25 protein-coding genes and 1 pseudogene are annotated in these 24,423 nt (G+C 47.0%); 17 read left to right on the top strand and 9 right to left on the bottom strand.

Features of this window, described 5'->3' with window-relative positions:
• Nucleotides 1–5 precede the first annotated feature (5 nt).
• The gene (gene dinQ, locus PS053_RS12960; RefSeq protein WP_001295215.1) at nucleotides 6–89 is read right to left on the bottom strand and encodes a damage-inducible type I toxin DinQ; all 84 of its coding nucleotides are present in this window, start codon (nucleotides 87–89) and stop codon (nucleotides 6–8) included.
• Nucleotides 90–116: 27 nt separating this feature from the next.
• On the opposite strand from dinQ, the gene PS053_RS12965 reads away from it, so the two are divergent.
• Nucleotides 117–290: a hypothetical protein gene (locus PS053_RS12965; RefSeq protein WP_000553433.1), complete on the top strand. Its 174-nt coding sequence runs from the start codon at nucleotides 117–119 to the stop codon at nucleotides 288–290.
• An 89-nt stretch (nucleotides 291–379) separates the two neighbouring features.
• Here PS053_RS12965 and PS053_RS12970 read toward each other — a convergent pair whose 3' ends face one another.
• Nucleotides 380–859 carry a hypothetical protein gene (locus PS053_RS12970; protein ID WP_059215194.1) on the bottom strand — a complete coding sequence of 160 codons (480 nt, stop codon included), beginning with the start codon at nucleotides 857–859 and terminating at the stop codon, nucleotides 380–382.
• A gap of 176 nt (nucleotides 860–1,035) precedes the next feature.
• On the opposite strand from PS053_RS12970, the gene PS053_RS12975 reads away from it, so the two are divergent.
• From PS053_RS12975 to PS053_RS12995, 5 genes and pseudogenes are all read left to right on the top strand, one after another.
• A complete protein-coding gene (locus PS053_RS12975; RefSeq protein WP_256879206.1) occupies nucleotides 1,036–1,326 on the top strand; it encodes a type II toxin-antitoxin system RelE/ParE family toxin in 291 nt (96 codons plus the stop codon).
• Between the two features lie 71 nt (nucleotides 1,327–1,397).
• On the top strand, nucleotides 1,398–1,736 hold the full coding sequence (locus PS053_RS12980; RefSeq protein ID WP_000806446.1) for a HigA family addiction module antitoxin: 339 nt from the start codon (nucleotides 1,398–1,400) through the stop codon (nucleotides 1,734–1,736).
• A gap of 56 nt (nucleotides 1,737–1,792) precedes the next feature.
• Nucleotides 1,793–1,896, top strand: a pseudogene (locus tag PS053_RS23175) (transcriptional regulator); the annotation flags it as partial.
• Nucleotides 1,897–2,322: 426 nt separating this feature from the next.
• Entirely contained in the window at nucleotides 2,323–2,889 is a 567-nt protein-coding gene (gene slp / locus PS053_RS12990; RefSeq protein WP_059216822.1) for an outer membrane lipoprotein Slp, read from the top strand.
• A 146-nt stretch (nucleotides 2,890–3,035) separates the two neighbouring features.
• Entirely contained in the window at nucleotides 3,036–3,566 is a 531-nt protein-coding gene (locus PS053_RS12995; protein ID WP_256879204.1) for a helix-turn-helix transcriptional regulator, read from the top strand.
• A 71-nt stretch (nucleotides 3,567–3,637) separates the two neighbouring features.
• On the opposite strand, the gene chuS is transcribed toward PS053_RS12995, so the two are convergent.
• Nucleotides 3,638–4,666, bottom strand: coding sequence for a hematinate-forming heme oxygenase ChuS (gene chuS, locus PS053_RS13000; RefSeq protein ID WP_001110408.1), 1,029 nt, complete (start codon nucleotides 4,664–4,666; stop codon nucleotides 3,638–3,640).
• 48 nt (nucleotides 4,667–4,714) lie between these two features.
• Nucleotides 4,715–6,697, bottom strand: a complete 1,983-nt coding sequence (chuA, locus tag PS053_RS13005; protein ID WP_059251954.1) for a TonB-dependent heme/hemoglobin receptor ChuA/ShuA — start codon at nucleotides 6,695–6,697, stop codon at nucleotides 4,715–4,717.
• 683 nt (nucleotides 6,698–7,380) lie between these two features.
• Between chuA and PS053_RS13010 the strand changes: the two genes are divergently transcribed.
• Genes PS053_RS13010 through PS053_RS13035 form a run of 6 tightly spaced genes read left to right on the top strand, consistent with a single transcriptional unit; the run spans nucleotide 7,381 to nucleotide 12,601 of the window.
• The gene (locus PS053_RS13010) at nucleotides 7,381–8,304 is read left to right on the top strand and encodes a heme/hemin ABC transporter substrate-binding protein (RefSeq protein ID WP_044709455.1); all 924 of its coding nucleotides are present in this window, start codon (nucleotides 7,381–7,383) and stop codon (nucleotides 8,302–8,304) included.
• Nucleotides 8,305–8,323: 19 nt separating this feature from the next.
• The gene (hutW, locus tag PS053_RS13015) at nucleotides 8,324–9,661 is read left to right on the top strand and encodes a heme anaerobic degradation radical SAM methyltransferase ChuW/HutW (RefSeq protein ID WP_001095593.1); all 1,338 of its coding nucleotides are present in this window, start codon (nucleotides 8,324–8,326) and stop codon (nucleotides 9,659–9,661) included.
• A 12-nt stretch (nucleotides 9,662–9,673) separates the two neighbouring features.
• Nucleotides 9,674–10,168, top strand: coding sequence for a heme utilization cystosolic carrier protein HutX (gene hutX / locus PS053_RS13020; RefSeq protein ID WP_044709444.1), 495 nt, complete (start codon nucleotides 9,674–9,676; stop codon nucleotides 10,166–10,168).
• The gene (gene chuY, locus PS053_RS13025) at nucleotides 10,168–10,791 is read left to right on the top strand and encodes an anaerobilin reductase (RefSeq protein ID WP_256878134.1); all 624 of its coding nucleotides are present in this window, start codon (nucleotides 10,168–10,170) and stop codon (nucleotides 10,789–10,791) included. Before hutX ends, chuY begins: the two co-directional genes overlap by 1 nt.
• 50 nt (nucleotides 10,792–10,841) lie before the next feature.
• Nucleotides 10,842–11,834 carry a heme ABC transporter permease ShuU/ChuU gene (shuU, locus tag PS053_RS13030; protein WP_042326698.1) on the top strand — a complete coding sequence of 331 codons (993 nt, stop codon included), beginning with the start codon at nucleotides 10,842–10,844 and terminating at the stop codon, nucleotides 11,832–11,834.
• The gene (locus PS053_RS13035) at nucleotides 11,831–12,601 is read left to right on the top strand and encodes a heme ABC transporter ATP-binding protein (protein ID WP_000622319.1); all 771 of its coding nucleotides are present in this window, start codon (nucleotides 11,831–11,833) and stop codon (nucleotides 12,599–12,601) included. Before shuU ends, PS053_RS13035 begins: the two co-directional genes overlap by 4 nt.
• A 56-nt stretch (nucleotides 12,602–12,657) precedes the next feature.
• On the opposite strand, the gene hdeB is transcribed toward PS053_RS13035, so the two are convergent.
• Nucleotides 12,658–12,984 carry an acid-activated periplasmic chaperone HdeB gene (gene hdeB, locus PS053_RS13040; RefSeq protein ID WP_001027472.1) on the bottom strand — a complete coding sequence of 109 codons (327 nt, stop codon included), beginning with the start codon at nucleotides 12,982–12,984 and terminating at the stop codon, nucleotides 12,658–12,660.
• 115 nt (nucleotides 12,985–13,099) lie between these two features.
• Nucleotides 13,100–13,435 carry an acid-activated periplasmic chaperone HdeA gene (gene hdeA / locus PS053_RS13045; protein ID WP_000709434.1) on the bottom strand — a complete coding sequence of 112 codons (336 nt, stop codon included), beginning with the start codon at nucleotides 13,433–13,435 and terminating at the stop codon, nucleotides 13,100–13,102.
• Between the two features lie 254 nt (nucleotides 13,436–13,689).
• On the opposite strand from hdeA, the gene hdeD reads away from it, so the two are divergent.
• The 5 genes from hdeD to mdtF all read left to right on the top strand — a co-directional run bounded on the left by hdeD (nucleotide 13,690) and on the right by mdtF (nucleotide 20,177).
• Entirely contained in the window at nucleotides 13,690–14,259 is a 570-nt protein-coding gene (gene hdeD, locus PS053_RS13050) for an acid-resistance protein HdeD (RefSeq protein ID WP_256879205.1), read from the top strand.
• A gap of 744 nt (nucleotides 14,260–15,003) precedes the next feature.
• Nucleotides 15,004–15,531 (top strand): acid resistance transcriptional activator GadE, encoded by a 528-nt coding sequence (gadE, locus tag PS053_RS13055; protein WP_000576684.1) that lies wholly within the window; start codon nucleotides 15,004–15,006, stop codon nucleotides 15,529–15,531.
• 49 nt (nucleotides 15,532–15,580) lie between these two features.
• Entirely contained in the window at nucleotides 15,581–15,880 is a 300-nt protein-coding gene (locus PS053_RS23180; RefSeq protein WP_000906907.1) for a hypothetical protein, read from the top strand.
• 49 nt (nucleotides 15,881–15,929) lie between these two features.
• A complete protein-coding gene (gene mdtE, locus PS053_RS13065; protein ID WP_306294499.1) occupies nucleotides 15,930–17,039 on the top strand; it encodes a multidrug transporter subunit MdtE in 1,110 nt (369 codons plus the stop codon).
• A gap of 24 nt (nucleotides 17,040–17,063) precedes the next feature.
• Entirely contained in the window at nucleotides 17,064–20,177 is a 3,114-nt protein-coding gene (gene mdtF, locus PS053_RS13070; RefSeq protein WP_054410191.1) for a multidrug efflux pump RND permease MdtF, read from the top strand.
• 365 nt (nucleotides 20,178–20,542) lie between these two features.
• Here mdtF and gadW read toward each other — a convergent pair whose 3' ends face one another.
• The 3 genes from gadW to gad form a co-directional block, all read right to left on the bottom strand.
• Nucleotides 20,543–21,271 (bottom strand): acid resistance transcriptional activator GadW, encoded by a 729-nt coding sequence (gadW, locus tag PS053_RS13075; RefSeq protein WP_000951548.1) that lies wholly within the window; start codon nucleotides 21,269–21,271, stop codon nucleotides 20,543–20,545.
• 368 nt (nucleotides 21,272–21,639) lie between these two features.
• Entirely contained in the window at nucleotides 21,640–22,455 is an 816-nt protein-coding gene (gene gadX, locus PS053_RS13080; protein WP_001191648.1) for a DNA-binding transcriptional regulator GadX, read from the bottom strand.
• A 377-nt stretch (nucleotides 22,456–22,832) separates the two neighbouring features.
• Entirely contained in the window at nucleotides 22,833–24,233 is a 1,401-nt protein-coding gene (gene gad / locus PS053_RS13085; RefSeq protein WP_025238133.1) for a glutamate decarboxylase, read from the bottom strand.
• Nucleotides 24,234–24,423: the final 190 nt, after the last annotated feature.

Below are 24,423 nucleotides of genomic sequence, written 5' to 3' on the forward strand. Positions count from 1 at the left end.
CGCTATCAGTTCAGAAGCTGAAGCAGAAAGCGGATCAGTTCCAGTAGCGCAATTAACGCCCCAAGAACGATGATTGCTTTATCAATCACCCGTTTTCTCCATGCGATGGAGTGAGAATGCATCCGCTTACTCATCCACTGCCTGTCACGGTGCGTGTCTCATTGTTAGATGACGACTATCTCACTCCGGCCAGAGCATCAGTTAACGGCACCACCCGTACCACTGATCAGGACTTTGAAAGCGTTTATGCGCATTGCCAGAGTGAAAATGCCTCAGAGCTAACTGGATAATCATACAGTATGTGCAGGTCATAAAACCAGCACGTCCTTGCAATAGTTTCAGTATGGTATTAGCATTGATGCGTTAGATGATGACTATCTCACTCCAGCCAGAGCCACCAACTCAGGGCTGAAAAGTAAAAAAACCGACGTAAAGTCGGTTTTTTTACGTCCTGATTCGGACAAAATTTAGTACGGCGGCAATCAGGTACAATGCTCAGGAGTTCGAGGCGAAAGAATTCATGACCATGCGTTAATGCTTTGTGCCCGTTATATCGGGTTTTAAGCTGCTGGTTTGGTTCTCTGTTAGCGAGCGATGCCGGTAGGGCTGCGATGTCAGGTTCAATCACTTCCGTAACAGAGTCACCAGTATTATCAGGCCAATTATCATGGCTATCAGCTTCGGTGGCGGCGTGTTCTTCCAGAATACTGAATGGCCCTGTACTGACCTTCCCATTTTCCGTTGTACTTCCTTCATTCGCTTCAACCGTCGTTGTCTCTTCTCTCTGCGTGCTGTCATGTTCTGTTCCCTTTCTCATCAGGCTTGCATCATCAGCAAACCATTCGTCAAAACGGCCCATAAGCGTCCTCAAAGGTCGATTTATCAGGTATCGAAAGGAAGATTTTCGGGAGACTGTGATTTTGGATGGAGGCGGGGAATTGTTGTGATATGCACTTGCGCACAGTGCAGTGGTGCACTATCATTGTGACATTCATTAATCATCATGGAGGATAAAATGACCAATGACCAAAAAAAATTAACATAAAGGATTTCAGGGATGCGTGGCTTGATGATTTTTTTGAATTTTCAACACCACACAAAAAGATACCTTCTGATATTCATATTACATTGTTGCGGAAGCTGGATATTATCAATGCCGCAACGACCTGGAAGGACTTGAGATCACCACCAGGTAATCGGTATGAGGAATTGTCAGGGAAGCTAAACTGCTATTCATCAATAAGGGTGAATAATCAATATAGGTTAATTTTTAAGTGGGTTAACGGAAAGGCCGAGGACTTGTATCTCGACCCTCACAAATACTAAAACAAATACCCGGCGGATGGACCGGGTACTGACCAGAGTCCACTTAATACGCACGCTAGTAAGGGCAAAAAATGAAACAGGCAACCAGAAAACCGACGACTGTAGGTGATATCCTGCTGTACGAATACCTGGAGCCGTTAGAGCTTAAGATCAACGAGTTAGCAGAAATACTTCATGTTCATCGCAACACCGTAAGTGCTCTTGTTAATAATAATCGTAAGCTAACGATGGATATGGCATATCGCCTGGCAAAAGCATTCGATACTTCTGTAGATTTTTGGATTAATCTTCAGACCGCAGTAGACCTGTGGGAAGTTGAAAATGATATGCGCGTTCAGGAAGAGTTAAGCCGTATCACTACTGCTGAAGAATTTATTTCTCAGCGGAATCTGAATAAAAAAGCAGCCTGATATTGTAAAACACAGACAAAAAGCCCACTCAAAAAGTGGGCTTTTTTTTGGAATTAATGAACATTAAACCTATCCGTACAGAACAGGATTATGAGGACGCACGCACTGCGTGCGGTCGAACCGATGTTCGATAACGAACCAGAAATGAACACCCCGGAAAATGCAGAAAATGTACCTACCCTGCGCATCAACGAGGTGAATGTCACCGAATTGCCTGTGCAGGCTAATGTTGAGTCGTGAAGATGGGAATAATTTGCTTCCACCGCGCCCACGACATGAACAAAATACAAATAACAATACAACTACATTACATTTTATAAATGGTGAAAAAATTAATCTACATAATATTTTTGCACAGATATTACCGTGAGTATAAAAATAACACTGTCTATTTTGAAATAGACGGTGTTATGAGACATAATATAATAACATTACCCCCGCCAATGACATCCATCAAGAAGCATAGCTGAAGCATATAAATATCAGACAGGTTTACGTTACTATCAGGTATATCTCCAGGCAAGCAGATGAAAATCATAAATAAATATCTATTATATTTTTAATATTTGTTGATAAGGATAGTAACATGAACAAGACAAAAGGTGCACTCATCCTCAGCCTTTCATTTTTGCTTGCCGCATGTAGTTCGATTCCGCAGAATATCAAAGGCAACAACCAACCAGATATTCAAAAAAGTTTTGTTGCTGTTCATAACCAACCAGGTTTATATATCGGTCAACAAGCACGCTTTGGCGGTAAGGTTATCAACGTCATTAACGGCAAAACAGATACGCTGTTAGAAATCGCCGTATTACCGCTGGATAGCTATGCCAAACCCGATATTGAAGCTAACTATCAGGGCCGCCTGCTCGCCAGACAAAATGGCTTCCTTGACCCGGTGAACTACCGCAATCACTTTGTCACCATCCTCGGCACAATTCAGGGCGAACAGCCGGGTTTTATCAATAAAGTCCCGTACAACTTCGTTGACGTAAATGTACAAGGGATCCAGGTATGGCATTTAAGAGAAGTGGTTAACACCACCTACAACTTGTGGGATTACGGTTACGGCGCTTTCTGGCCAGAACCGGGTTGGGGTGCGCCGTACTATACCAATGCAGTTAGCCAGGTAACACCTGAACTGGTGAAATGATTTAGCCTGAAGAAGCAGGTATTTTTAAGATACCTGCTTCTTCGACACTAATATACAGTAAGCAGATAAATATAATAATAATTCCAGCCCAGTTAATTACCTTTGGCTACCTGATATAAAGTTAATATTCGCAGCAGGAGTCGGCTATGTTTCTTGTTATTACCAGAGATACGATGTTCTTTATTGCCATGAAGAACATTCTAAATAAAGGTAATGTCGTTCATATACAGAATGAAGAAGATATCGACTTAACGTTGCATCAGAACGCCTTAGTCATTATTGATACATTAATGAATAATGTTTTTCATTCGGCGATGCTCACGAAAATTGAGCGTCTGAGGCCGTTCCATGTCATTATTTTCTCACCATTTAATATTAAACGCTGTCTGGGGAAAACTCCGGTCACATTTGTACAAAGAAATATTACCATCATTGATTTTGTCGCGCTAATCAATGGCAGTTACTGCTCTGCGCCAGAAGCTGATGTCTTACTGTCACGAAAACAGCATCAGGTACTGACTTGCATTGCTACAGAAATGACAACGGAAGATATTCTGGAGAAGTTAAAAATATCGCTCAAAACATTTTACTGCCACAAACACAATATCATGATGATCCTTCATCTCCGACGGATCAATGAGCTGGTTCGCCATCAACATATTCATTATCTGGTTTAAATCATCTACCCGACGCGGGTCATGAATACTACAGGGGCCCGGCTACCGCCGGACCTCCGGGTAAATGCGCCTTATGCCGCAACATCTTCCTGCGTCAGCGCTGCAATCTGTTTACGCCACTGCGCTTGTTCCTGTTCCCCTTCAGTACGCTGACCATAGAGTTGCGCAATCTGCGTACCATCATGAGCAAACAGTTCCAGGCTAGTCACATAGCCATCACTGGCAGGCTTGCGTGTTACCCAGGTTTCGGCAATGCTCTCCGCCAGCAAATGAAGAGTAAATGTTGGGTTGAAAATATTCAGCCAGCCTTTCATCGGCACCACTTTTTCAACCACACCAGTGAAAATCTGTACACAGCCACGGTTACCAACAAACACCATGATCTCATTACCATCTTGCCGGGCAGAATCCAGAATCTGCGCCAGTGCGCTGTTGGAGACTTTGCAGGCCAAATCATCTGCCACCAGATTAAAAGCCTGCTGACGCGTCAGATTATGTCGCTTGAGCAGCGTAAAAAACTGATGAACATCAGTCATCGCCCGCCACTCTTGTTCGACTACACTGGCGTCGACTTGTGTTTTCTCAACTGGCGCATCAACAGCCTGTAGCTCAAGGGGCGTATTTTCCTCGACGATAAAGCGCGCCAAAAGCTCACTCCATGCCGCCATATCGGTGCTGTCGGTGGCATAAACTTTTAGTAATGCATCGCCCTGATGATCAAAGAACTGAATACTCTGGCGCTCACCGCGAGCCGTGTTTTCTTTGACGTGGAAAACACTGGCCCACTGATTGAGAAACAGACGCAGATCCAGCGCACGCGGGTTGAGGATCAATCCGGCATGTCCGTTCAGATGTTGGTTCGTGAACGCTCCCACTTGCTCATGGACGGCATATTCGTTACGGCAAATGCATTTGGTTTCACCAACGCTTTCCAGCGCCGCCAGAATCTCGCGAATATCACCGCGCATCCGCCACGCATCATGAGTTACGCGGGCAAATGCCAGTTCAGCTTCACTGATATTCATTAAGCCTGCGATGTCACGCGCGTACTTTCCGGGATTTTGTTCTTTTAACTCAAGCCAGCGTGTGTAGTAATTCATTGTCTCTCTTCCTTCCAGATTAATGCCCCGAATTAACGGGGCCGCTTCTTACCATTGATAACTCACGAAGATTTTTCCGTTACGGCCATCCTGCGGGATACCCTGCGGCGACCAGTACTCTTTGTCGAAAGCGTTACCCAACACCAAAGTGGTGGTCATGCCTTTGAGCGCCTGCTGTCCTTGATAACTGACGTAGAAATCATTCACGCCGTAGCCCGGTTGTTTGCTGTAACTGCTGCTGATATGCGTTGAACGATCGGCAAACGTTCCGACCCAACCGACAGAGAAGCCACTGTGGGCGATTGGAATATTCAGGGTACTGGTGACGGTATCCGGGTTAATAGTAGAGATATATTCCCCGGTATCAGTGTCTTTGCCGCGAGTACGGTTATAAGCCACATCAAGGCTAAACAGATCTGCGGTATATTTCGTCATCACATCCCAACCCCAGATTTTGGCGTTCGGAACGTTATAAGACATGGTTGTCGCCGCCGCGAAATCGACGGTCGTGGAGATATAGTCTTTCGCTTTGGTATCGAAGTAGCTGGCTTTAAATTCCAGGGCATCATTAGGCAACATCAGGTCATCAAAACGCAGTCCAAAGCCGTACTCCTGCGTTTCGTTAGTTTCCGGGCGTAAGTTCGGGTTTGGCACCCAATAGTTGGTATAGAAACGACCAATCGAGAAGTGCTTAGAGTCGTTATACATTTCTCCCATCGTCGGGGCGCGGAATGCCTGCGCATATGAGCCAAACATCATCAGCCAGTCGGTCGGGCTGATAGTCAGCCCCGCACGAGACGACCATTTGTCGGCATCAACATCTTTGTAACCGTCGCTACTACCGCGATAGCTGTCATAACGAGTTCCGCCAAGCAGGGTAACAGGCAGATCGCGTAAAGTGATCTCATCCTGTAGCCAGCCAGAGCTAAAATCGATTTTTGCCTGAGGGAACCCCGTCGTCGCGCCGCCCGGATGCTGTTCCTGACGATAATACTCGCCGCCATACGTCAGTAAGTGAGAAGCGAAACTGTCAGCAAACAGAGTAGAGCGGTTTTCCAGCTTACCGCCTTTTGTCGTCTGTTCCCGATATTCGCTGGAACTCCCCGTGTTTTGCGCATTAATACGGACTTCTGACCAGTAAATTTTTGCATCAGCATTTAACCAGTCGTTATCCTGTGGGGCGAGTTTATAAGAAAGTTGCGCATCGCGTTGAATCGTTGAACGATTGACCAGCGGATTACTGCTGTCAGAAGCCTCAACGGTCTGCGGATTTTTCGGTTCACGCGCGTCGTTATTGTAATAACGCACGGAACCGCTCAGGGCCTGGGCTGAATCAATTTGCCAGGTCCCTTTCGCCAGCATGTTATTGATGGCCTCGTCATTCGGTGCCGTCTCTCCGTCGCTCTGGCGTAAATTCCCTCTATCGCGGCTAGACCAGGCCACAATACCATCCAGATTTTCAGTTCGCCCAAAAGCACTGGCGCCTAACCCCAGGCTGTGATCGCCGGTGCCGCCAGTACCAAAGACACGAAAACCGCTATTTTGCCCTTCCTGCAATAAATCTTTTGCATCGACTGTATCGTAGGAGATCACCCCCCCCAGCGCGCCACTGCCATAGAGTAATGCCGAAGGTCCACGAACAATCTCAACGCGTTTGATCAGCGCCGGGTCGAGGAAAGTTCCATTCAAGTGTCCGGTATCTGTTCCCTGACGAACGCCGTCAACAAGAATCAGCACGCCGCGATGGTCATAGCCACGCATGTTCACATCCTGGCCGTTCGTCCGCCCGGTGCCGTCAAGGGTAATCCCGGGGACAGAGCGCAATAAATCGGTGGCTGAAGTCGCAGTTTGGTTTTCGGGAGTAGAAGAGTCGATAACGCTGACCATCATTGGCGCTTCGAAGGAACTTCGGGCATTCCCTGTCGCAGTAACGGTCATTGTTTCAGTGGCAAAAGCACTCATCGGCAAGGTGGCGGAAATAGCCAGAGACAACAAACTCCAACGCAACGAGGTAAATTGCGGACGTGACATAGCGATTCTCCATGAGGAAAATAAAAAATGCTGGCTACCGGGGTAAAAACCGGGGCGGCTGGCGAAAATAAATTTATATACGATTCAACGCGATAGATTTAATTACGAGAATTAACTGGCGTTTATATTCCGTGATATCGCCTGTTATTTCTGACAATTAAGCAAAAGCTCGCCTTTTTTTGTCAGGCAAAGTGACATGCCACGTCTGGAGTGAAGAGTGCTGTGTATTATCCCTGGCAAAAGCTATTATTTTGTTATTCATATGGGCATGTTTTGTTAAAGCAAACGTGATAATGAGAATTATTATCGATCATTTTTTTATGATCAAGCTTTTTTTTAACCGCTATTAGCACAATAAACAGGGGGTTATAAAACCTGTTTATACCTCGTCAACCACTGCGTTCTTGCGATGACTCACCGCCACAACATTGTCACGAAACGCTGTCGTTAGCCGCCATAATTTTTCCATCTCTTTGCTCTGTAATCCGCGACAGCTCTGGGATTACACCTTTTTACCCCCCTGACATTTAGCCATTGCAAAATGCGTTAGCTAACGAAGCATTTTGATAAAAATCAAAAAATTCGTTCTTGCTCCCTCTTGCATATTGAACCCGTTGTCGTGTTTTATATATAACCTAAATGATAATCATGTTCATTCTCAATTTGATAAGAGCTCTCATATGATGCCAAGGATCACCAACCGGCAGTTTCTTTTTTCCCCGTTGACGTTATGTATTTCAGTGATAACCGCCGCCGCGAAGAGCGCGGTAAAACCTCAGCCCATGAAAAAGCTGTTTACGGCTGTACTGGCGCTTAGCTGGGCCTTTAGCGCAACGGCAGCCGAACGTATTGTGGTCGCAGGAGGATCACTGACGGAGTTGATCTACGCGATGGGCGCTGGCGAGCGCATAGTTGGCGTCGATGAAACGACATCTTACCCCCCGGAAACCGCCCAACTGCCTCATATTGGCTACTGGAAGCAACTGAGCAGCGAAGGCATTTTGTCACTTCGCCCGGATAGCGTAATTACCTGGCAGGATGCCGGTCCGCAAATTGTGCTGGATCAGCTACGGGCGCAAAAGGTCAACGTTGTTACCTTGCCACGTGTACCGGCAACCCTTGAGCAGATGTACGCCAACATTCGCCAACTGGCAAAAACGTTACAGGTCCCTGAACAAGGCGACGCACTGGTGACACAAATCAATCAACGTCTGGAGCGAGTTCAGCAAAGCGTGGCGGCAAAAAATACCCCGGTTAAAGCCATGTTTATACTCTCTGCAGGCGGAAGCGCGCCGCAGGTTGCGGGTAAAGGCAGCGTCGCGGATGCCATTTTGTCGCTTGCCGGAGCAGAAAACGTCGCAACTCACCAACAGTACAAAAGCTACAGCGCGGAATCGCTGATTGCAGCGAACCCAGAAGTGATTGTCGTGACCTCACAAATGATCGATGGCGATATTAATCGTCTGCGTTCTATTGCCGGAATTACCCACACTGCCGCATGGAAAAACCAGCGCATTATCACCGTTGATCAAAACCTGATTCTGGGAATGGGTCCACGTATTGCTGATGTCGTTGAGTCTTTACACCAGCAGCTTTGGCCGCAATAAATGGATTTAAATCAGACGAATGAACACAAATAACATCCTGGATCTCACGCCACATTTTGCGTTAGACGGTGACCAGCCATTTAAAGACAGACGCGCTATGATGCCGTTTCGCGGAGCCATTCCGGTCGCCAAAGAGCAACTGGCACAGACCTGGCAAGAGATGATCAATCAAACGATCTCACCGCGTAAGCGACTGGTTTATTTGCACATTCCTTTTTGCGCGACGCACTGCACGTTTTGCGGTTTTTATCAAAACCGTTTTAATGAAGATGCGTGCGCTCATTATACCGACGCCCTGATTCGTGAAATCGAGCTGGAAGCAGACAGCGTATTACATCAGTCCGCCCCTATCCACGCGGTCTATTTCGGCGGCGGCACGCCTTCCGCGCTCTCGGCACGCGATTTGGCAAGAATCATCACCACCTTACGAGAAAAGCTACCGCTGGCGCCGGATTGCGAAATCACCATTGAAGGCCGGGTACTGAATTTTGACGCTGAGCGAATAGACGCTTGCCTTGATGCGGGAGCAAACCGCTTCTCGATTGGTATTCAGTCCTTTAACAGCAAAATTCGCAAGAAAATGGCACGCACCTCGGATGGCCCAACAGCCATTGCGTTTATGGAAAGCCTGGTCAAACGTGACCGGGCTGCGGTGGTGTGCGATCTGCTGTTCGGTTTGCCTGGTCAGGATGCGCAAACCTGGGGAGAGGATCTGGCTATCGCTCGCGATATCGGTCTCGACGGTGTTGATCTCTACGCGCTCAATGTCCTTCCCAATACGCCACTGGGCAAAGCCGTGGAAAATGGGCGCACTATCGTGCCCTCTCCGGCAGAACGTCGCGATCTCTACCTGCAAGGGTGTGATTTTATGGACGATGCCGGCTGGCGTTGTATCAGTAACAGCCACTGGGGCCGTACCACACGCGAACGCAATCTCTATAACCTGCTGATTAAACAAGGAGCCGATTGTCTGGCCTTTGGTTCCGGCGCTGGCGGTTCGATTAATGGTTACTCCTGGATGAATGAGCGCAACCTGCAGAGCTGGCATGAATCCGTCGCGGCAGGCCAAAAACCGTTGATGATGATGATGCGCGCCGCCGAACGTAATGCGCAGTGGCGTCACACTTTGCAGTCGGGTATTGAAACCGCGCGTGTACCGCTGGATGAACTTACGCCACATGCCGAAAAACTCGCCCCGTTACTGACCCAATGGCACCAAAAAGGCTTAAGCCGCGATGCTTCAACTTGCCTGCGGTTGACCAATGAAGGTCGTTTCTGGGCAAGCAATATTTTGCAGTCTCTTAATGAACTGATTCAGGTACTTAATGCGCCAGCCATTGCGCATGAAAAACCATAACAGGAGTAATTTATGAGCCATGTCTCGTTACAGGAATTTTTGAAAACGGAACCGGACGGTACGCTGGAAGCGGTTGCCGAACAATACAACACCACATTGCTGGAGGTAGTGAAACATCTCCCCTCCTCTACCGTAGTGTCTGGCGATAAATTCGACACCATCTGGGATACCGTCTGCGAATGGGGCAAGGTCACCACGCTGGTGCATACTGCCGATGTGATCCTCGAATTTAGCGGCGAACTGCCTTCAGGTTTTCATCGCCACGGCTATTTCAACCTGCGTGGAAAACATGGCATGTCCGGGCATATCAAGGCAGAAAATTGCACGCATATTGCCCTGGTCGAACGTAAATTTATGGGTATGGACACCGCATCCATTCTCTTTTTCAACAAAGAAGGCAGCGCGATGCTAAAAATTTTCCTTGGCCGCGATGACCATCGCCAACTGCTGAATGATCAAGTTAACGCTTTCCATTCGCTGGCTGCGTCTCTGAAGGAAGAAGCCTGATGGCACCGTGGCTACTCTTTGGCGCAGGTGGAAAAGGCGTCGGCGCCAGAACCCTTGAGCTGGCGCTGACGGAACAACGCCCGCTCGCTGCTGTCGTTCGCCATGCCGATACCGCGACGAAACTGGCGCAACAAGGCGTGCAGGTTTTTACTGGCGACGCCTGTGATGCCAGCGTGGTCGCGGCGGCCTGCCGTGCGGCTGGCCCGCAAGCGCTTGTCATCTCAACAATGGGCGGCGCTCAGGATTATCTGGCCCACAGAACGGTGATCGATGAGGCCGAAAAAGCAGGCATCACACGCATGATTCTGGTGACGTCACTGGGCTGTGGCGATAGCTGGTCATTTTTATCGGATCGCGCTAAAGCCGCGTTTGGTCAGGCGGTACGGGAAAAAACTCTGGCGGAAAGCTGGTTGCAAACCAGCCAGCTTGACTATGCGATTCTCCGTCCCGGAGGCCTGCTTGATGGTGCGGCAACGGGCAAGGCGCTACGCATACAAAATCAGGAATGTCATGGTTTTGTCCGCCGTGCCGATGTCGCCATGCATATTCATGAACTGGCAAACGCGCCAGCACTCAACAAGCAGATCTACAGTCTGATTGAACCAGGCCTGAAACCGGCGTAATGCCATGCGGCGCGGAAGCTCCGTGCCGCAACGTCATAGTGGAGTTTTGCGTGCTCAAGGATTCACTCTCTTCCGCCAGGGTCTTGATGGGGCTATCACTATTATTGCTTGCCCTGGTGCTGTTCGGCGCCAGTCAGGGAGCATTAAAAATCAGTTTTAACGCCCTGTTTGATGAGGAATATCGCGATATCTGGCTCAATATTCGTCTGCCTCGGGTTTTACTGGCGGTGCTGGTAGGCGCGGCGTTGGCAACTGCCGGGGTGATTATGCAGGGGCTTTTTCGCAACCCAATGGCTGACCCGGGCTTACTCGGCGTCAGCAGCGGTTCTGCATTAATGGTTGGCGTGGCAATTGTGCTGCCTTTTTCTTTTCCGGTAGTGCTGGTGCTGTATGAACAGATGGTTTTTGCCATCGCCGGAAGTTTAGTTGTCTGTACCATCATTTTTCTCATTACGCAGCGCCATCGCGATGGCAGCATGATGCAATTGTTACTGACCGGTATTGCTATCAATGCTCTGTGCGGCGCGGCGATCGGCGTGCTGAGTTATATAGGCGATGAGCAGCAACTGCGGCAACTGACGTTGTGGATGATGGGTAATCTCGGCCAGGCGCAATGGCCAACATTACTGGTCGCCAGCTCATTCATTCTGCCAGCGATTATGGCGACAACCTGTCTCGCCGGAACGCTGAATTTACTCCAGCTTGGTGATGAAGAAGCCCACTACCTCGGCGTGAACGTTAAACGTAAACGCCAGCAATTACTGTTAGTGAGCTCACTGCTCGTTGGCGCTGCCGTATCGGTAAGCGGAATTATCGGCTTTATTGGCCTGGTGATCCCGCATCTGATTCGCATGACTACCGGGGCAAATCACCGCTGGCTAATCCCTTGCTCCGCCCTCGCCGGAGCCTGTTTATTGCTGATGGCAGACACACTCGCCCGCACGCTGGTACAGCCAGCAGAAATGCCCGTGGGACTCTTAACCAGCCTGCTTGGCGGCCCGTATTTTATGTGGTTGATTCTGCGCAACCGGAGGACGTCATGATCAGCGCCAGGAATCTGGTTTATAGCCTTCAGGGGCGGCGTCTGACTGATAATGTCTCGCTGACTTTTCCCGGCGGGGAAATTGTTGCCATTCTCGGCCCTAATGGCGCGGGAAAATCTACGCTGCTTCGCCAGTTAACCGGCTATCTTCAACCGGATAGCGGTGAATGTCGGTTGTTTAATAAGCCATTAAATGAATGGTCAATCACTGAACTGGCAAAACACCGGGCCGTGATGCGTCAGAATAGCCATATGGCATTTCCATTCAGCGTACAGGAAGTGATCCAGATGGGGCGGCATCCGCATCGTACGGATGTTCAGCGTGACGAAACTACGCAGATAATGGCGTTATGCGACTGTCAGGCGCTGGCACACCGCGACTACCGGCAATTATCTGGCGGTGAACAACAGCGTGTACAATTGGCGCGCCTGCTGGTGCAACTCTGGGAACCCACTCCCTCACCGAAATGGTTATTTCTTGATGAACCGACATCGGCACTGGATATTCACCATCAACAGCATCTGTTTCGTTTATTACGCCAGTTAGTTCACGAGCGACAGTTTAATGTTTGCTGCGTATTGCACGATCTTAATCTCGCCGCCCGTTATGCTGACCGTGTTGTATTGATGCAAAAAGGCAGGGTTGTCGCAGAGGGTAAACCACAGGATGTGTTGACCCAGCAAACACTAACAATGCTCTATGGCGCGGATATTACGGTATTAAGCGATTCCGCCAATGATTCGCCGCTGATCATTCTCGATCGTTAAATACAAAAGGAGCAACAAGATGTCTCAACTTGCTGCTCCCTTTGGTTTCATTTCTATTAATTTGGCAGGACATTGGCCAAATTATCTTTGAAGGAATACAAATTTTTCTGCGGGTTTTTCTTACAATATTCGATCACTTTGGGGATCTGAGTCAGGTCAGTTTCATTTAGGGTTACAGTATCGCCGCCTTTATAAACCGTTTCTTCATGCAGCATCCACCATGCAACAGGCGTCATCGCTTTTGGATTCAGGTCAATAAACTCCTGGCAGGTCATATCTTTAGCGGATTCATTAGCAGCCAGTACTGATTGCGCATTAGCCAGTGACAATGCTGCTACAGCGCCAATAAAAACAATGGCTTTACGTAGAGATGAAATATTCATTTTGCAACCTATTCGTCAACGCATATATGTACGAACAGGAGGATTACTTATATTTGGAAAAGCAATCCTCTGTTGTTTAACACATAAGGAAATACGGCTTTATGCATTCCCAGGATTACATATCTTTCTTAATCTTGTCCCATTCGCCTTTAACTTTATCTTTAAAGTTAGCTTTTTTATCCTGGTTACAAGCCTGGATAATAGCAGGCGTTGCCGTGGCAATACCCTGAACATCTAAAACCGCATCTTCTGGTTTATCTTTATTGTTTAATGCTTCAGCATAACCGACAGCGGTTGGCTGGAAGGATTCGTCCACAGCCAGGAAATCTTCACAGGTCCAGGAGTTGACAGGTTTTTTGTTATCAACAGCTGCTTTTTGCGCATCCGCTGCATTGCTCACAACTGGCAGAAGAAGCAGGCCACCAAGAATAACGCCTAATGCTTTTTTCATCGTAATATCCTCAACTATAAAGTGAAAGAGCCGTCACGAATCAATTTCGACACTGAGGTTATAACCTGGTTTTCTGGGTATGTCATGTTAAGACAAAATATCAAAATCAGATATTTTTATTTTAATACAAAGAGTTACATAGACGCCAGATACATTAATTAGGAAATTTTTATTAAATCGACTGCATTCTTAGATGCATTTTTGGCATAGATTGATAGCAGGGGTTTTCTTCTTAAATTCGTAGGGGTGGTTCTATGTTATATATAGACAAGGCAACTATTTTGAAATTTGATCTGGATATGCTTAAAAAACATCGGAGAGCAATCCAGTTTATTGCGGTGCTGCTGTTTATTGTCGGTTTACTGTGTATCAGTTTTCCGTTCATTTCTGGAGATATCCTTAGCACGGCCGTCGGCGCATTATTGATCTGCTCGGGAATTGCGCTGATTGTTGGTTTATTCAACAACCGTAGCCATAATTTTTGGCCGGTATTATCAGGTTTCCTCGTTGCTGTCGCCTATTTACTCATCGGCTATTTTTTCATCCGTGCGCCAGAACTGGGCATTTTTGCTATTGCAGCATTTATCGCAGGGTTGTTCTGTGTAGCGGGGATTATTCGTCTGATGAGCTGGTATCGCCAGCGTTCAGCTAAAGGTAGCTGGCTACAATTCGTCATTGGTGTGCTGGATATCATCATTGCCTGGATATTTCTTGGCGCGACCCCCATGGTTTCTGTAACGCTGGTTTCAACTCTGGTAGGGATCGAGCTGATATTTAGTGCTGCCAGTTTGTTTAGCTTCGCCAGTTTGTTCGTGAAAAAATAACGGACATCAGGCGCATCATCACCCTATTTTCCTTCCCGCCTCATAATCACTTGTAGTGACTATGAGGCGCATCATACTCCCGTCACAGTATGACCACTCTGATAAATCACATATTTTCGCTGAAATAACCGTCGCATGAAGATTAAATTAAGCCAATGATATTTCTAAAATTTACATATATTACATATCAAATTAGCCATTTCAAACATTATCATGGCTGATATTTTTCGTTGTCAGGTTTAATGTTTTTAAAGTGCTGTGGGAAAGTAACTAAAGGTTCGGTGGCGTTGATTAAATGAATAAAAACGTTGCCATTCATTTTTCTGCAACAGGTGAACGTTACGTTGCATAAAAATCCAAATATTAAAAGAAAGCTGGCAATCCAATTGCCAGCCTAAGTCGAAACAAGGAGACTCGATATTTACGGATTACATTTTTACTTTAGTTATATTCTTCAGAGATCACAAATGGGTAATTGATAACTTATTCCTGAACAGATATCTGCAAATGTTAGTGTTTTGTTTAATAAACACAAAGTGATAACAACCAGGAATGTTACCCAGGACTAATATATGGAATACGTGATGGATAAATCTGAAGTTTTGATTAGTGTTAATAGACGTATTAGTTCACGAAGGGCAAGGTTCTTATAGGCGTTTACTATATTGAACACCACGTCAGGGCATGGATGTAAATAATGAAAAGGATGACATGTTCGAAACGATAACGGCTAAGGAGCAAGTTATGATTTTTCTCATGACGAAAGATTCTTTTCTTTTACAGGGCTTTTTGCAGTTGAAAGATAATCACGAAATGATAAAAATCAATTCCCTGTCAGAGCTCAAAAGCGTAGACAACAAATCATTCAAGGTGATCATTGATACCTATCATAATCATATACTTGATGAAGAGGCGATTAAGTTTCTTGAAACATTAGATGCAGAGAGAATTATTGTCCTGGCCCCCTATCACATCAGTAAACTTAAAGCCAGATCACCTATTTATTTTGTCAGCCGAAAAGAAAGTATAAAAAAACTCCTTGATATTACTTATGGCAAACACTTGCCTCATAAGAACTCGCAATTATGTTTTTCGCATAATCAATTCAAAATTATGCAACTGATTCTGAAAAACAAAAATGAAAGCAATATCACGTCAACGCTGAATATTTCGCAACAAACGTTAAAGATCCAGAAATTCAACATTATGTACAAGCTCAAACTTAGGCGCATGAGCGATATCGTAACCCTGGGTATCTCTTCTTATTTTTAGTCAGGGTCTGATTGCCTGAAATTGATGGCTGGCATGACGAGGGATGCAAATGCTGATTCCATTACTCCCGGTAATGACCGCAGGAGAGGCAAAAACGAATTTATTCCCCTGGTTTATGTATCCACCAGTAGAGACCTTCGTTGCCCGGATGCTGGCAAAGGCTGCCTGCAGAACGGCAACATTTTTTTTACTGTTGGCATCCCCCTACGAGGTTCTCTGCCTGCATGTGCCCTTGCTGGCTGACAACCACGCCATGACTTGCACTATGCCGCTGGTCTGTAAATCCCTCATATATCTCCTCGTACACAATTCAACGCTCCGTTATTTCTCACAAATTTTCAGGGACTAAAATGAACAGAAAAAGAAAACTGTTAATACCGTTGTTATTCTGCAGCGCGATGCTCACTGCTTGCGATGACAAATCAACGGAAAACGCTGCCGCCATGACGCCGGAAGTGGGCGTAGTGACACTCTCGCCCGGTTCAGTCAATGTGATGAGCGAATTACCCGGCAGAACTGTACCTTATGAGGTTGCCGAGATTCGCCCCCAGGTGGGTGGCATTATCATTAAGCGCAACTTTATCGAAGGCGATAAAGTGAATCAGGGCGATTCACTGTATCAGATTGATCCCGCGCCCTTACAGGCAGAATTGAACTCCGCCAAAGGTTCGTTGGCGAAAGCGCTGTCCACCGCCAGTAATGCCCGCATCACCTTCAACCGCCAGGCCTCGTTGCTGAAAACGAACTATGTCAGCCGACAGGATTATGACACCGCACGTACCCAGCTAAATGAAGCGGAAGCCAATGTCACCGTTGCCAAAGCAGCGGTTGAGCAGGCAACCATCAACCTGCAATACGCCAATGTTACCTCGCCGATTACAGGCGTCAGCGGAAAATCGTCAGTCACCGTCGGCGCTCTGGTTACTGCTAACCAGGGAGATGCGCTGGTGACCGTGCAGCGCCTTGATCCGATTTATGTCGATCTCACCCAGTCAGTGCAGGATTTTCTGCGTATGAAAGAGGAAGTCGCCAGCGGACAAATCAAACAGGTTCAGGGCAGTACGCCAGTGCAACTTAATCTGGAAAATGGCAAACGTTACAGCCAGACCGGAACACTGAAATTTTCTGATCCGACGGTCGATGAAACCACAGGTTCAGTGACTTTGCGGGCGATTTTCCCTAACCCAAATGGCGACCTGCTACCGGGTATGTACGTCACGGCGTTAGTGGATGAAGGCAGCCGTCAGAACGTGTTGTTAGTGCCGCAAGAAGGAGTCACACATAACGCCCAGGGTAAAGCGACAGCGCTCATTTTAGATAAAGATGATGTCGTACAGTTACGCGAAATTAATGCGACCAAAGCCATTGGCAATCAATGGATCGTCACTGCCGGATTGCAGGCCGGTGACCGGGTGATCGTCTCGGGTTTGCAACGCATTCATCCGGGCATCAAGGCACGCGCTATTTCCTCCAGCCAGGAAAACGCCAGCACCGAATCGAAACAATAACGTTGCAGGCTTAAGGGGACTTTCATGGCTAACTATTTTATTGATCGCCCGGTTTTTGCCTGGGTTCTTGCCATTATTTTGATGCTCGCAGGTGGCCTGGCGATCATGAACTTACCGATAGCGCAATATCCGCAAATTGCACCGCCAACTATCACTATCAGCGCCACCTATCCGGGTGCCGATGCCCAAACGGTAGAAAATTCTGTCACTCAGGTGATTGAGCAAAATATGAATGGACTTGATGGCCTGATGTATATGTCATCGACCAGTGACGCAGCAGGTAATGCTTCTATCACCCTGACCTTCGAGACAGGAACATCACCCGATATCGCGCAGGTCCAGGTACAGAATAAACTGCAGCTTGCCATGCCATCGCTACCCGAAGAAGTTCAACAACAAGGGATCAGCGTCAATAAGTCGAGTAGCAGCATCCTGATGGTGGCGGCGTTTATCTCTGAAAACGGCAGCCTCAACCAGTACGATATTGCAGATTATGTGGCTTCTAATATTCAGGACCCATTAAGCCGTACCGCAGGTGTCGGTAGCGTGCAGCTTTTTGGTTCCGAGTACGCCATGCGTATCTGGCTGGATCCGCAAAAACTCAATAAATACAACCTTGTTCCTTCCGATGTCATTTCCCAAATCAAGGTACAGAATAACCAGATATCCGGTGGTCAACTGGGGGGAATGCCACAGGCGGCAGACCAGCAACTGAACGCCTCAATCATTGTGCAGACGCGTCTACAAACGCCGGAAGAATTTGGCAAAATCCTGCTAAAAGTTCAGCAGGATGGTTCGCAAGTATTATTGCGCGACGTTGCTCGCGTTGAGTTGGGTGCGGAAGACTATTCCACGGTGGCGCGTTATAACGGCAAACCTGCCGCCGGGATCGCCATCAAACTGGCTGCCGGAGCAAACGCGCTGGAGACCGCACGCGCAGTAAAAGATGAACTCAACCACTTATCGGCGTATTTCCCCGCCAGTCTGAAGACGGTTTATCCGTACGACACTACGCCGTTTATCAAAATCTCGATTCAGGAAGTCTTCAAAACGCTGGTTGAAGCTATCATCCTCGTCTTCCTGGTCATGTATCTGTTTTTACAGAATATCCGTGCCACTATTATCCCTACTATCGCCGTGCCGGTCGTTATTCTCGGAACGTTCGCTATCTTGTCCGCGGTTGGTTTCACCATCAACACGCTCACCATGTTTGGGATGGTGCTGGCGATAGGGCTTTTGGTGGATGACGCCATCGTAGTGGTAGAGAACGTCGAGCGTGTGATGGCGGAAGATAAACTGCCGCCGAGGGAAGCGACGCATAAATCGATGGGACAAATCCAGCGTGCACTGGTCGGGATTGCCGTTGTTCTGTCTGCAGTGTTTATGCCGATGGCCTTTATGAGTGGGGCAACCGGCGAGATTTACCGTCAGTTCTCTATTACGCTGATCTCATCCATGCTGCTTTCGGTATTTGTCGCGATGAGCCTGACTCCTGCCCTTTGCGCCACCATTTTGAAAGCCACGCCAGAAGGCGGCCACAAACCGAACGCGTTATTCGCTCGCTTCAACCATCTGTTTGAACAATCGACTCAGCACTATACCGACAGTACCCGTTCGCTGCTGCGCTGCACCGGGCGTTATATGGTGGTTTACCTGCTGATTGGCGCCGGAATGGCGGTGCTGTTCCTGCGCACACCAACCTCTTTCTTACCGGAAGAGGATCAGGGGGTGTTTATGACCACCGCGCAGTTACCGTCAGGTTCTACGATGGTTAACACCACGAAAGTGCTGCAACAGGTCACTGACTACTATCTGACAAAAGAGAAAAAAAATGTCGAGTCAGTATTTACCGTGGGCGGCTTCGGCTTTAGCGGTCAGGGGCAAAACAACGGTCTGGCATTTATCAGTCTTAAACCGTGGTCCGAACGTGTTGGCGAAGAAAATTCAGTTACCGCGATCATTCAGCGAGCAATGATCGCCCTGAGCCGCATTAACAAAGCGGTCGTCTTCCCGTTCAACTTACCTGCGGTGGCAGAACTGGGAACAGCATCAGGTTTTGATATGGAGCTGCTGGACAACGGTAATCTGGGGCACGAAAAACTGACCCAGGCGCGCAACGAACTGCTATCACTGGCAGCGCAATCGCCAAATCAGGTCATCGGCGTACGCCCAAACGGCCTGGAAGATACACCGATGTTCAAAGTGAACGTCAACGCCGCAAAAGCCGAGGCGATGGGCGTCGCGTTGTCTGACATCAATCAAACTATCTCTACAGCCTTTGGGAGTAGCTACGTTAACGACTTCCTCAATCAGGGCCGTGTGAAAAAAGTGTATGTCCAGGCGGGAACGCCGTTCCGTATGCTGCCAGATAACATCAACCAATGGTATGTGCGCAACGCATCCGGCACCATGGCGCCGCTTTCTGCCTATTCCTCTACTGAATGGACCTACGGTTCGCCACGACTGGAACGCTACAATGGTATCCCGGCGATGGAAATTTTAGGGGAAGCGGCGGCAGGAAAAAGTACCGGTGACGCGATGAAATTTATGGCGGAACTGGTGGCTAAACTTCCGGCTGGCGTCGGTTACTCCTGGACCGGGCTGTCATACCAGGAAGCGTTATCGTCCAACCAGGCGCCTGCGCTGTATGCCATTTCACTGGTCGTCGTGTTCCTCGCTCTCGCCGCGTTGTATGAAAGCTGGTCAATCCCCTTCTCGGTAATGTTAGTTGTCCCATTGGGCGTCATTGGCGCATTACTGGCAACAGACCTGCGCGGTTTAAGTAATGACGTCTACTTCCAGGTAGGGTTACTGACAACCATCGGGCTTTCCGCCAAAAACGCCATCCTGATCGTCGAATTTGCGGTTGAGATGATGCAGAAAGAAGGGAAAACACCTGTAGAGGCGATTATCGAAGCGGCCCGGATGCGTTTACGTCCAATCCTGATGACATCTCTGGCCTTTATTCTTGGCGTCCTGCCGCTGGTTATCAGTCATGGCGCAGGTTCTGGCGCACAAAATGCGGTAGGTACCGGGGTTATGGGGGGGATGTTTGCAGCAACGGTGCTGGCTATTTACTTCGTGCCTGTCTTTTTCGTCGTCGTGGAACATCTCTTTGCCCGCTTTAAAAAAGCGTAACGTGTGAATAAGAGTAAGGCTGAACGTGAATGTTCTGCCTTGCTCTTTTCTGTCAACCACTCGCCACTCAACAACCAACTCACCATCAGAAATACCAGGCTTAGCAAACAGCATTGAAAGTAAAAACCACTCCAGCCGTTAGTCATCAATTTAAACAAAACAATGCTAACCCACATGAACGTAATTGTATGAATTGTAAGCCTGATAATCCCAAACATACCGTTTATTTTCCTCCTGAAAATGCCTTTATCTATTTGCAAACTGCGAAAGATAACTTGCCAGTATCCCCGGCAGAGATGAATGGGAAAAGATTCTCACACGAAGCTGGAGGCAGATCCTGACCAACTTTCGAATGAGAAATACCGTCAGGAGAGCATCCCCGTTGACTGTTGCGCAAACTGATGCGGTGTTATGCCATAATACTGGCGGAAAGTATTAATAAAGTACGACGTGCTGCTATAGCCGCATTTTTCTGCGATCATCGGCAGCGGAATCTGTCGTAACTCGAGTAATCGTCTGGCCATAGACATTCTCGAGGTCAATAATATTTTGCTAAAACAGGTGTTTTCATCCTTTAACTTCTTTTTGATTAAACTTTCACTGGTGTACATCTTTTCTGCGATATCACGCAGGTACCAGCGCCTGGCAATATCAAAGCTAATAATGCGTTCAACCTTTCCTGAAACCGTACTAATGCTATTAAGAAGAAAAGGAATCAACTCCTTATTTCGAGAAAACATCGAAAGACAGGAGAAATAGAGCATGTTACTTAATGTTGTGGAGATAACATCTTCTTTAGCAAAACTATCGAATATCGCCGTTACGAGCGGCATCGGTGGCGCTGGATTAACCAACAACTTTTTTTTACCATGCAATCCTAAATACTGAGCCGGTAGGCGAATATTGTGCAAATAATGAGTGATGATGCGTTCATCTATATCCAGATTGCGGACATTTGATTCATTAAACTCTAAACTCTCCACCATATTTTTATCCATCAATAGAATACTATCTTTGTGCAAAGATAGTTTCTGCTGCTCATGGTATATGTCAAATGAGCGACAGGTGAGGATCACCGAACAAACATGTGCCATGACAAGCCCTTATATTCTATTACTACAAACACTACCATTCAGTATACAAATTAAATAATGCATGACTTACTCCAGAAACCCAAACTGCCAAAATTAGTAGGACCAAAAAGTTGACCATAGCACAATATGCTTAACCAGTTAATTGTTAATAAGCAAATGTTTCAACTATATATTTAAAAAAACATGTAGCTTATGTTTATGGAAAATTGGCTGATCTTATCCCCAGTGAAAGTTATATTTTCCTTACTGAGGGCACAAAGTTTCCGTACCAACAAGGAGTGTTATAACGGTTTATTAGTCTGGAGACGGCAGACTATTTTCTTCCCGGTTCCCCTATGCCGGGATTTTTTTTATGTTTAAAACAGCAATTATAACCTTATCGTTACTTCATGGTGACAAAAACTCTCTTGCGCAGTAATGTCCGTTATCAGATGGTTATTAAACACTCTTTTAGTAACTCGTTCCTGATACTCTGTCGGTGTCAGCCCATAGTAATTTCGAAAAACATAAATAAAATATGACACACTGTTATAACCACAAGATAACGCCGTTCTTTTTATAGAAAACTCCGGCATAACAATCAGTTGTAACGCTCGCTGCATTCTACATTCGGTAAGTAGCTGTGAATAAGACGTCCCTTCTTCATGCAGTTTTTTCTTCAACAAACTCGGACTCATCAATAACTCACTGGCAATCTGTGCTAATGACCATTCACGAGCGATATTATTGTTGATTACCGTACACACCCGCACTCGCATACTCGGCTGCAATATATTCATAAGCAGCGGTATAAACTGTTTATCTTCAAGAAAAAGAGATAATAACGCAAATATCAATGCTCTTTTACGCAGAATCTCACTATAACGGAGATGTTTATTCTGCGACAGTCGCGTTATCTCCTGAAAAATCGGAATATCTCTGGTACAGTGATGAACGATTAGCGAAGGTGCTTTTTTATGCGTATGAAGATTTAATGCCTCCTCCTTGAGCATCGGGAGAAATAATGAAAGTGTTTCCTTCGTGATAAATACTACGTTCTCAACATACTCAGGAACAGAGACCTGATTTGCATCTGCAAAGACTAAATCATTACCGTAAAGACGGTGATGCTCGCCATTAACCGTGGTGAGAATACATTTATGTTTTGCGTACGCAATTAAACAATTTCCACATGGTGATTGCATAATAGATACACTTTAACAAAACATGTAACTATATTTTAATGTAGCACGCTTTCCTCCTGTGTCAAATTATTAATCAAACAAATCGTAAACAACAAAAATAATAGCTTCCTAAGAAACTACATATTTCGCCCCAGTTCACATTATTGCTGCATCGTTAAGAATAGAACAACGCAATAAACTCTATCACGACACATTTAATATTTTCCGAATGTGAAAGAACCATCTAATAAGCTGAAGTTTTCTCATAAAAAATGACCAGAATATTTCTACCCTGGTCATTACGCCACAGCTCTTCTTTTGTGGGATATATTTTCTTTTATCCAGTAAAGCTTTAAATCGGTCTACCTGCATTCTGAGTATGCAGACACTCCCCGTTATCAGGTATGTTTAAAGCTGTTCTGTTGCGCAATACCCTGCAGTTTCGGGTGATCGCTGAGGTATTTCAGAGAAGCCTTGTAGTCTTCCAGCAACAGCTCAGCAAAGTCCATTTCGAAACCACGACGGCACATAATGCGCATCACCACGATGTCAGAGGCTTCACCGCTGAGGGCGAAGGCCGGAACCTGCCAGCCGCGCAGGCGCAGACGTTCAGAAAGGTCATACAGGGTATACCCCGGATCTTCTCCGTCTTTCAGCCTGAAGCAGACCGCCGGAATACCTTCATCCGGGCGACCGGTGCAGATGAACTCATACGGCCCCAGTTTGGCTATTTCATCCGCCAGGTAGGTGGCAACCTGATAAGAGGCATTCTGCACTTTGGTGTAACCTTCACGGCCGAGGCGCAGAAATTCATAGTACTGGGCAATCACCTGACCCGCCGGGCGGGAGAAGTTGATGGCGAAAGTCCCAATCTGACCGCCGAGATAGTCAACGTTGAACACCAGTTCTTTCGGCAGCGCCTCTTCATCACGCCAGATAACCCAGCCGCAGCCCAGTGGGGCAAGGCCGAATTTATGGCCCGAAGCGCTGATGGATTTCACACGCGGCAGACGGAAGTCCCAGACGATATCCGGGGCGACAAACGGCGCAAGGAAGCCTCCGCTGGCGGCGTCGATATGCATGTCGATATCAATACCGGTATCGGCCTGGAATTTATCCAGCGCATCATGCAGCGGTTGCGGGAATTCATAATTACCGGTGTAAGTCACGCCGAAGGTCGGCACCACGCCGATGGTGTTTTCGTCGCAGGCTTCAATCATGCGTTTCGGATCCATAAATAGTTGACCGGGACGCATAGGGATCTCGCGCAGTTCCACATCCCAGTAGCGGGCGAATTTATGCCAGCAGATTTGTACCGGGCCGCACACCAGGTTGGGTTTATCCGTTGGTTTACCCGCAGCTTCCATACGTTTGCGCCAACGCCATTTCATCGCCATGCCGCCGAGCATACAGGCTTCGGAAGAACCAATGGTGTTGGTGCCAACGGCCTGACCATTTTTCGGCGCAGGCGCATGCCACAGGTCGGCAACCATGTTTACACAACGCAGATCAATGGCGGCAGATTGTGGATATTCTTCTTTATCGATCCAGTTCTTATTAATCGACAGATCCATCAATTTATGCACATTTTCGTCGTCCCAGGTCTGACAAAATGTAGCGAGGTTCTGTCGGGCATTACCATCCAGATATAATTCATCATTGATAATTTGGAATGCGACATCTTCTCGCATTTCATGCAGCGGAAAACGTTTAGACTCCGCGATAGTGGAAATAGCCTTTGTGCCAAAGCGTGAATCGAGTAGTTCTGAGCGGAAATCCGTTAACAACTTCTGTTCCATTTCGAACTCCTTAAATTGATTTGAAGGCAATAAAAAAAGTAGGATTAATCAGAAGGGGACGCAAGGAGTTACGAATATAATTTAAATAACAAAATCCTAAGCAGAAAAAAGTCTTATTATTATATAAAGATTCGCGCCGACAATATAAAAACAGGTTTTATTGAAAATAAAAATCGCCCGAATATTTTAC

The organism is Escherichia albertii (genome assembly GCF_028622335.1).
GTDB classification, from domain to species: Bacteria; Pseudomonadota; Gammaproteobacteria; order Enterobacterales; family Enterobacteriaceae; genus Escherichia; species Escherichia albertii.